Source organism: Streptomyces sp. ICN903, from assembly GCF_022015835.1.
GTDB lineage: Bacteria > Actinomycetota > Actinomycetes > Streptomycetales > Streptomycetaceae > Streptomyces > Streptomyces fenghuangensis.
In genome coordinates this window covers 1-7,426 of record NZ_JAKMAY010000283.1, presented here as the reverse complement: position 1 = coordinate 7,426, position 7,426 = coordinate 1, and the positions used below count along the sequence as shown (strand labels likewise).

The 7,426-nt window shown below is 72.6% G+C and carries 7 protein-coding genes and 1 pseudogene; 1 reads left to right on the top strand and 7 read right to left on the bottom strand.

The window, feature by feature from the left end:
* Positions 1-131: 131 nt before the first annotated feature.
* From L7D48_RS23295 to L7D48_RS23275, 5 genes and pseudogenes are all read right to left on the bottom strand, one after another.
* Positions 132-1,070 carry a carbohydrate ABC transporter permease gene (locus tag L7D48_RS23295; RefSeq protein WP_374493440.1) on the bottom strand — a complete coding sequence of 313 codons (939 nt, stop codon included), beginning with the start codon at positions 1,068-1,070 and terminating at the stop codon, positions 132-134.
* A gap of 17 nt (positions 1,071-1,087) precedes the next feature.
* Complete coding sequence (locus tag L7D48_RS23290; RefSeq protein ID WP_237882124.1) at positions 1,088-2,047, bottom strand: carbohydrate ABC transporter permease; 960 nt, start codon at positions 2,045-2,047, stop codon at positions 1,088-1,090.
* Positions 2,044-3,399, bottom strand: coding sequence for an extracellular solute-binding protein (locus L7D48_RS23285; protein ID WP_374493436.1), 1,356 nt, complete (start codon positions 3,397-3,399; stop codon positions 2,044-2,046). Before L7D48_RS23285 ends, L7D48_RS23290 begins: the two co-directional genes overlap by 4 nt.
* A gap of 243 nt (positions 3,400-3,642) precedes the next feature.
* A pseudogene (locus tag L7D48_RS23280) lies at positions 3,643-3,822 on the bottom strand (organic hydroperoxide resistance protein); the annotation flags it as partial.
* A gap of 35 nt (positions 3,823-3,857) precedes the next feature.
* Positions 3,858-4,874, bottom strand: coding sequence for an NADP-dependent oxidoreductase (locus L7D48_RS23275; protein WP_237882122.1), 1,017 nt, complete (start codon positions 4,872-4,874; stop codon positions 3,858-3,860).
* A gap of 85 nt (positions 4,875-4,959) precedes the next feature.
* Here L7D48_RS23275 and L7D48_RS23270 point away from each other — a divergent pair, with 85 nt between their 5' ends.
* Positions 4,960-5,439, top strand: coding sequence for a MarR family winged helix-turn-helix transcriptional regulator (locus tag L7D48_RS23270; protein WP_237882120.1), 480 nt, complete (start codon positions 4,960-4,962; stop codon positions 5,437-5,439).
* Positions 5,440-5,487: 48 nt separating this feature from the next.
* Here L7D48_RS23270 and L7D48_RS23265 read toward each other — a convergent pair whose 3' ends face one another.
* A complete protein-coding gene (locus L7D48_RS23265) occupies positions 5,488-6,441 on the bottom strand; it encodes a hypothetical protein (protein WP_237882118.1) in 954 nt (317 codons plus the stop codon).
* 62 nt (positions 6,442-6,503) lie between these two features.
* A complete protein-coding gene (locus L7D48_RS23260; RefSeq protein WP_237882116.1) occupies positions 6,504-7,370 on the bottom strand; it encodes an SMP-30/gluconolactonase/LRE family protein in 867 nt (288 codons plus the stop codon).
* Positions 7,371-7,426 lie beyond the last annotated feature (56 nt).

The following is a 7,426-nucleotide window of genomic DNA, read 5'->3' as shown; positions in this document are numbered from 1 at the left end:
GTGGGGGGTGGTGTGGGGGGAGGTGCGACTGTTCATCGGGCTCCTTCGGGAGTTCTCGGTGACCGGTCGGGACTCACGGCTTCTTGGGACCTCCTCTCCTGCGGGGCGGAACGGGACGGGCCGGCCTTCCGTCACTGGCCGGCCAGCCCCGTGTGGGCGACGCCTCGCACGATCTGCCGCTGGAAGAAGGCGAAGACCAGCAGCAGCGGCAGCCCGGCGATCACCAGCGAGGCCATCACCTGGGCGTAGCGGGCGCCGTAGGTGGACTGGACGTTGACCAGGCCGACCGGCAGCGTCATCGCGTTCGGGTCGGTGGTCACCAGGAACGGCCACAGGAAGTTGTTCCAGGTCTGGATGAAGGTGAAGATGGCGACGGCGGCCAGGACCGGCCGCGACAGCGGCAGCACGACCGTCCAGAACACCCGCCAGCGCCCGGCTCCGTCGACGTAGGCGGCCTCCTCCAGCTCCCGCGGCACCCCCTCGAAGAACTTCACCAGGATGAACACCATGGCGGGGACGGCGACCTGGGGCAGGATCACGCCCCAGTAGGTGTCGACCAGTCCGAGGGAGACCATCTCGGCGAAGAGCGGGGCGATGAGCACCTGCGGCGGCACCATGATCCCGGCCAGCACGAGCCCGTAGAGCGTCTTCCGGCCGCGGAAGGCGGTGCGCGAGAAGCCGTAGGCGGCCATGGCGCAGGTCGCGACGGTCAGCGCGGTCGTCACGACCGAGATGTAGGCCGAGTTGAGCATCCACCGCGCCAGGTCCCCGGAGGCCCACACCTTCTCGTAGGCGTCGAAGGTGATCCGCGAGCCGATCCACTCCAGCGAGGTGCGCGTCGTCTCGTTCTCGGGCTTGAGCGAGGTGGCCACCGCCCAGGCCAGTGGCAGCACCCACAGTGCCGCCAGGAGAAGGGCGGCGGCCAGCAGCGCGACGCGGCCCGGGGTCCAGCGCGGCCGCCGGCCGGCCTCGCCGGCGCGTCCGGCGGATCCGGTGCGTCCGGCGGGCGGGGCCGGGGACGGCGCGGACGGCTCCGCGCCGGGGCCGGCGGACGGTGCGGCCGGGTTCACGGCCTTCGCGGTCGCGCTCACTTGGCGGCCTCCTCACGAAAGCGGCGGGTCATCCGCAGATGGATCAGCGAGACGATCACGATCAGGGCGAAGAAGACGTAGGAGACGGCCGAGGCGTAACCGATCCGGTAGCCGGTGAAGCCGGCCTCGTAGACGTACTGCAGGATCGGGCGGGTGCTCTCGTCGGGGCCGCCGCCGGTCATGATGTAGACCTGGTCGAAGATCTTCAGCGAGGCGAGGAGCTGGAGGACGACCACCACTGCCGTGGTGCGGCTGAGCATCGGCAGGGTGATGTGGACCAGCCGCCGCCAGGCGCCGGCGCCGTCCAGTTCGGCGGCCTCGTACAGATGCCGGGGGATGGCCTGGAGGGCGGCGAGGTAGAGCAGGAAGTTGAAGCCGACCGTCCACCACACGGTGGTCAGGACGATCGAGAGCATCGCGTAGCGGGTGTCGGTCAGCCAGCCGATGCCGGGGTCGAGGCCGAGGGAGTTCAGCAGCAGGTCGGCCAGGCCGAAGTCGGACGGGTAGATCATCCACAGCCACAGCAGTCCGACGACGCCCGACGGCAGCAGGAACGGCGCGAACCAGCTCAGCCGCCACAGCCACCGGACCACCCGCAGATGGTGCGCGAGCAGGGCGAGGACGAGGCCCGTGACGACCAGGGGCACGGTGGACAGCAGCGTGAACCACACCGTGTTCCACAGCGACGACCACACCTCGGGGTCCCGCAGGGCCTCGGCGTAGTTGTCCAGGCCGGTGAACTCGCTGTCGGTGCCGGCGATGTTGTCGTCGCCCAGGCTCATCTTCAGGCCCAGCAGCACCGGCCAGACCAGGAAGAGCGCGTACAGCAGCAGGAAGGGCCCGGTGAAGACCAGGCCGTGCTCGGTCCAGCGGCGGCCCGCGGCCAGGGGGCCGGTCCCGGTACGGGAGGCCGCCTGGGCCGGTGGCGCCGGGGCGGTGGGCGCGGTCGCGGTCATGCGTCGCCTCCGAGCGGGTTGGGGGTGTCGAGCAGGGCCTGGAGCCGGGCTCTGGATTCGTCGAGGGCGTCCTGCGGGGTGCGGGAGCCGGTGAGCACCCCGGAGAGGACCGCGCCGAGTTCGATCCACATGGACGACGCCGAGCCCGCGAACCAGGCGGGCGGGTCCAGGACGACGTCGTCGATCACCGACCGGTACTCCGACTGGGGTTCCAGTTCGAGGTAGCCGGGTTTCTCCAGGGTGGGCAGATAGGCGGGGACGTGGCCGCCCTTGGCCCACTCGACGGTGTTCTTCAGCATCCAGGCGACGAAGGCGTGGGCCGCCTCGTCGCTCTCGCCGCCGCGGTCGCGCTGGTGCGGGAGGACGAAGCAGTGGGAGTCGGCCTGGGCGGTGGGGCGCCCGAACAGGTTCGGCACCCGGGTCATGGAGAACGGCAGATCCAGGTTGGCGAAGGTGCTGACCTCCCATTCGCCGTTGAGCAGAAAGGCGGTCTCCCCTCCGCCGAAGACGCCGACCGTGCCGTTGTAGTCGAGGCGGCGGTGGGCCAGGCCCTCCTCGGTGAGCCGCCGCATGAAGCGCAGCACCGTCAGGGCTTTGCCGTCGTCGATGGTGATGCGGGTGGCTCTCTCGTCCAGCAGGGTGCCGCCGGTCTGGGAGTAGAGGGTGGAGAACAGCCGCCAGGGTCCGATGGTGCCGGCGCCGAGGGTCTCGACGGCCAGCCCGGGCCTGCCGGTGACCTTTCCGGCGGCGCGCAGCGCGGCGGTGAACTCCTCCGCTCCGCGGATCGGCTTCAGTTTCCCGTCCGCTTCGAGCAGTCCGGCCTTCTCGCAGATGTCGGTGTTGTAGTAGAGGACCATCGGATGGGTGTCGAGCGGGACGGCGTACTGCGCGCCGTCGATCCGGCCGCGCCTCCACAGGTCGGCGGGGAAGTCCTTTTCGGTCAGGCCGTGTTCGGCAAGCAGGTCCAGGTCGAAGGGGTCGAGCAGCCTGCCGGGGCCGAAGCCGGGAAGCCGCGCCAGATGGAGGGCGGCGACCTCGGGGGCCCGGCCGCCGGCTCCCGCCATGCCGAGCTTGGTGTAGTACGGGGCGCCCCACTGGAGCGTGGACGCCTGGAGGGCGATCTCGGGGTGCGCGGCGCGGTAGGCGTCCAGCATCGTCTGCATGTTGACGCCGTCGCCGCCGCCGTAGAGGTGCCAGAAGCGCAGCCGGGTGCGGCCCGCGCCCACGGCGGCGGGAGCGGCGCACCCCGCGGTGCCCGCGGCCCCGGTGGCCGTCATGGCGGCCAGAGCGGCCATGCCGCCGAGCACGCGCCGACGGCTCGGGGCGCGGTCCGGCACGGAGGTTCGACGCATACGATCCACCCTCATGTTCGAAATCTCGAATAATGATCGTATCTCCGAACGGGAAAGTAGGATCGAACACCGTTCGCGTCAATGGTTCGCGCAGAAACGGCTCCGGCGGGCGGGAGTCGGCGGCGCCTGGACCGGCACATGCGGAAGGCCGCCCCGGCGGCGCCGGGGCGGCCTTCTTCGCGCATACCTCGGAAGCGCCGCGCGGCGCTTCCCGGCCCACCGGTCGACGCGACCGGCCGTGCCTCAGGCGACTTCGAGGACGACCTCGATGTTCCCCTCGGTCGCCCGCGAGTACGGGCACACCTGATGGGCCTTCTTCACCAGCTGGAGAGCCGCCTCCCGGTCCAGGCCCGGTATGGAGGCGGTGAGCTCGACCCTGAGGCCGAAGCCGCCGTCCTCCGCCTTGCCCAGGCCGACCCGCGCGGCCTCAGGGGCGGCCCGGCTCCTTCGACAGCCCGTCAGCCGTCCAGGCTGACGACCATCTTCCCGACGTTCTGGCCGCGGAGCATGCCGAGGAAGGCGTCCACCGCGTTCTCGATGCCATGGACGACCGTCTCGTGGTACTTCAGCTCTCCGGAGCGGATCCAGGCCGAGACCTCCTCGACGAACCGCGGCCGCAGATCCGAGTGGTCGCCCACGAGCATGCCCTGGATCCTCAGCCGCTTGCCGATGACCATCGCGAGGTTGCGCGGGGCGGCGGGCGGCTCGGTGGCGTTGTACTGGGCGATCATCCCGCAGACCGCGACACGGCCGTGTGTCCTGAGCGAGCCGATCGCCGCCTCCAGATGCTCACCGCCGACGTTGTCGAAGTAGACGTCGATGCCGTCGGGCGCGGCCTCCTCCAACTGCCGCGCCACCGGGCCGTTCCTGTAGTTGAAGGCGGCGTCGAAACCGTACTCCCCGGTGAGGAGTGCGACCTTCTCGTCGGAGCCGGCGCTGCCGACGACGCGGGAGGCCCCCTTGAGCCGGGCGATCTGGCCGACCTGGCTGCCGACCGCACCCGCCGCGCCCGAGACGAAGACGGCGTCGCCCTCCTTGAAGGAGGCCACCTCCAGCAGCCCGGCGTAGGCGGTCAGTCCGGGCATGCCGAGCACCCCGAGATAGGTCGTCAGCGGGGCCAGCCCGGCGGAGACCTTCGCCGCGTGCTCCGCGTCCAGCGTGGCGTACTCGCGCCAGCCCAGGCCGTGCAGCACGTGGTCGCCCGGGGCGAACCCCTCGGCCTCGGAGGCGACGACGACGCCGACCGCGCCGCCGCCCATCGGCCGGTCCAGCTCGAACGGCGGGGCGTAGGACTTGACGTCGTCCATCCTGCCGCGCATGTAGGGGTCGACCGAGAGGTGGAGGTTGCGCACCAGGATCTGTCCGGCCCGCGGGGCCCGCACGGGGGCCTCGCGCAGCGCGAATCCCCCCGGCTCCGGCCATCCCTGCGGGCGGGCGGTCAGATGCCACTCACGTCCGGTGGCGGGCAACGTCATGAGAAACGCCTCCATATACTTCAGACTGTGAAACAACCATCCCCTCGATGTTTCATGTTGTCAAGCAAGTCGGTACCCTGGGGCCATGGCCTCCCGTTCCGCCCCCGTCGACCCCCTCGCCCTCGAGGTCGTCGAACTGATCGGCTCCGTCGTCGTCCGCTTCCACCAGGAGTACGACGAGGCCGCCGCCAGGCACTCCCTGACCGGCGCCCAGGCGCGGCTGCTCGCCCTGCTCCACCACCAGTGCCTGCCCATGCGGGAGATAGCCCGGCGGCTGAAGTGCGAGCCGTCCAACGTCACGGGCATCGTCGACCGGCTGGAGTCGCGCGGCCTGGTCGAGCGGCGCCCCGACCCGGCCGACCGCCGCGTCAAGCTCGCCGCCGCCACCGAGGCGGGTCACGAGACGGCCGAACGGCTGCGTGCGTCGATGGACTTCGCCAGTGAGCCCCTGGCCGACCTGACGCCGGCCGAACGCGCCCTCCTGCGCGACCTCCTCAGGCGCATGCTGGGCGACGGGTCCGGCGACGGTTCCCCGGACACCCCCTCGGACGCCCCCGCGGGCTGAGCGGGGCGGGGAACGGAGCCGGGAGCAGGACCGGCGAGGGGCCCCTCTCTAGGTGCACCACCACAGGAAGCGTTCACAGGTGGGCGTCGGCTCCGGCTCGGGTTCCGGCTCGGCCGGAGGCGGCGGCGGATCGGCGGGCCGCGTCTCCTGGGGCGGCGGTTCGGGGGTCTGGGTTGGTTCGCCGGTGGGCTCGGGGCCCGTGGTGATGCCGCCGCTCTCGACCGCGGTGGTCGAGGGTTCGGCGGAGGCGGAGGGATCCGCCGAGGAGTCCGCCGACTCCGACGGCTCGGCCGAGGAGGAGCCCGACGCGGAGGGCGCGGCGGACGGTGAGCCCGACGGGACGGCGCCCGGCCGTTCCGCTCCGGGCGGCTGCTCGGCGGTGCCGTCGGAGTCGGCGGGCCCGGCCCCCTCCTCGCCGCTGGTACCGCCGTCGAGCTCCTCCCCGCCGCCGTCCGGGGAGACGCCCGGTATGGGCAGTTCCTTCAGCACGCCCTCGGTGGTGAACTCCGCGACGCCGAGGGTGGCGATCCCGGCGCCGAGTATCAGGCCCACGACGGTGGTGCGCCGCCGCCGCCCCGCCTGCGAGCGCGCCCGGCGGCCGCGCCGGGCGGCCACGCGCGCCGCCGCCCGGCCCTCACCGGCCCCGCCGTCCGGGCCGTCGTCCTGTTCTCCGTGCTCGCCATGCTCGCCGTGCTCGCCGTATGCCTCGGCGCCGTACGCATCGCCGTGGGTGTCGCGGGCGCCCTCGGGGCCGGTCTGGTGTCCGTCCCCGCCGCCCTGCCCGTATCCGCCGCCGTGGTCGGCGGAGTATCCGCCGTACGCGTCACCGCCGTACGCGCTGCCGCCGCCGTGCGGGCCGTACGGACCGACCCCCTGGCCGTACGGATCGGCGAATGCCGCGGCCGAGGGGTCCACCGGCGCCAGGCCGTGGCTGGGTGTGCCGCAACCCGGGCAGGAGAGGGCGCCGTTGAGATGCCGACGGCATGTGACGCAGTAGGTCATGGAGTCCGCAGGGTACGAGGCTCGCCGGGAGAGGAGAAGACACTCTGCGTGAAGATCCGGTGTCAACCCGCGAAAGACGGCTGCGCCAGCCCCTCCCCCGCGTCCGGCAGCACCATCAGCGAACCGGCCAGCGGCTCCGCGCCGGGGTCGGTGCCCGTCCGGGCCGTGGTGATGTAGAGGTCCCGCAGGCCCGGCCCGCCGAAGGCGCACGAGGTGGTGTTGGAGGCCGGGACGGTGACCGTCCGGTCCAGCCTGCCGTCTGGGGTGTAGCGCCGGACCGCGCCCCCTCCCCACAGGGCGACCCAGACGCAGCCTTCCGCGTCCACCGTCAGCCCGTCGGGGAAACCCGCGCCCTCCTCGATGCGTGCCAGGGGCCGGCGGCCCAGCACCTCGGGACCGTCGGTGTCGAAGACGTCGATCCGGCGGGTGGGGGTGTCGATGTAGTACATCAGCCGCCCGTCCGGGCTCCAGCCCGTGCCGTTGCTGATGCTCACGTCCGCCAGGACCGTGACGGCCGAGCCGTCCGGGGCGATACGGCTGAGCGTCCCCCCGCCCGGGCGCTCGTCGTATGCCATCGTGCCCGCCCACAGCGCGCCGTCGGGGGCGACGGCGGCGTCGTTGCCCCGGCGGCCCGCGACGGGCTCGCGGCGCAGCCAGGAGAACGAACCGTCCCCGTCGTACAGGCCCACACCGTCGCGGAGGTTGACCACCAGGCCGCCGCCGGCCCGCGGCCTGGCCGCGCCCACGTGCTGCTCGGTCGCCAGTACCGTGCGGCGGCCGTCGGCCGGAGCGTAGGTGTGCACCCGGCTCGCGAGGATGTCCACCCACACCAGGCGCTCGCGCTCCGCGTCCCATGTGGGCCCCTCGCCCAGCAGCGCCCCCTGCCGTACCGCGACCTCGAGCCGCGCCTTCGTCCCCGATCCGGCCATGACGTCCCGCCCCTCTCTTCTCGTCGGCTCTCCTCACGGGCCGCCCGCCGGCTCCC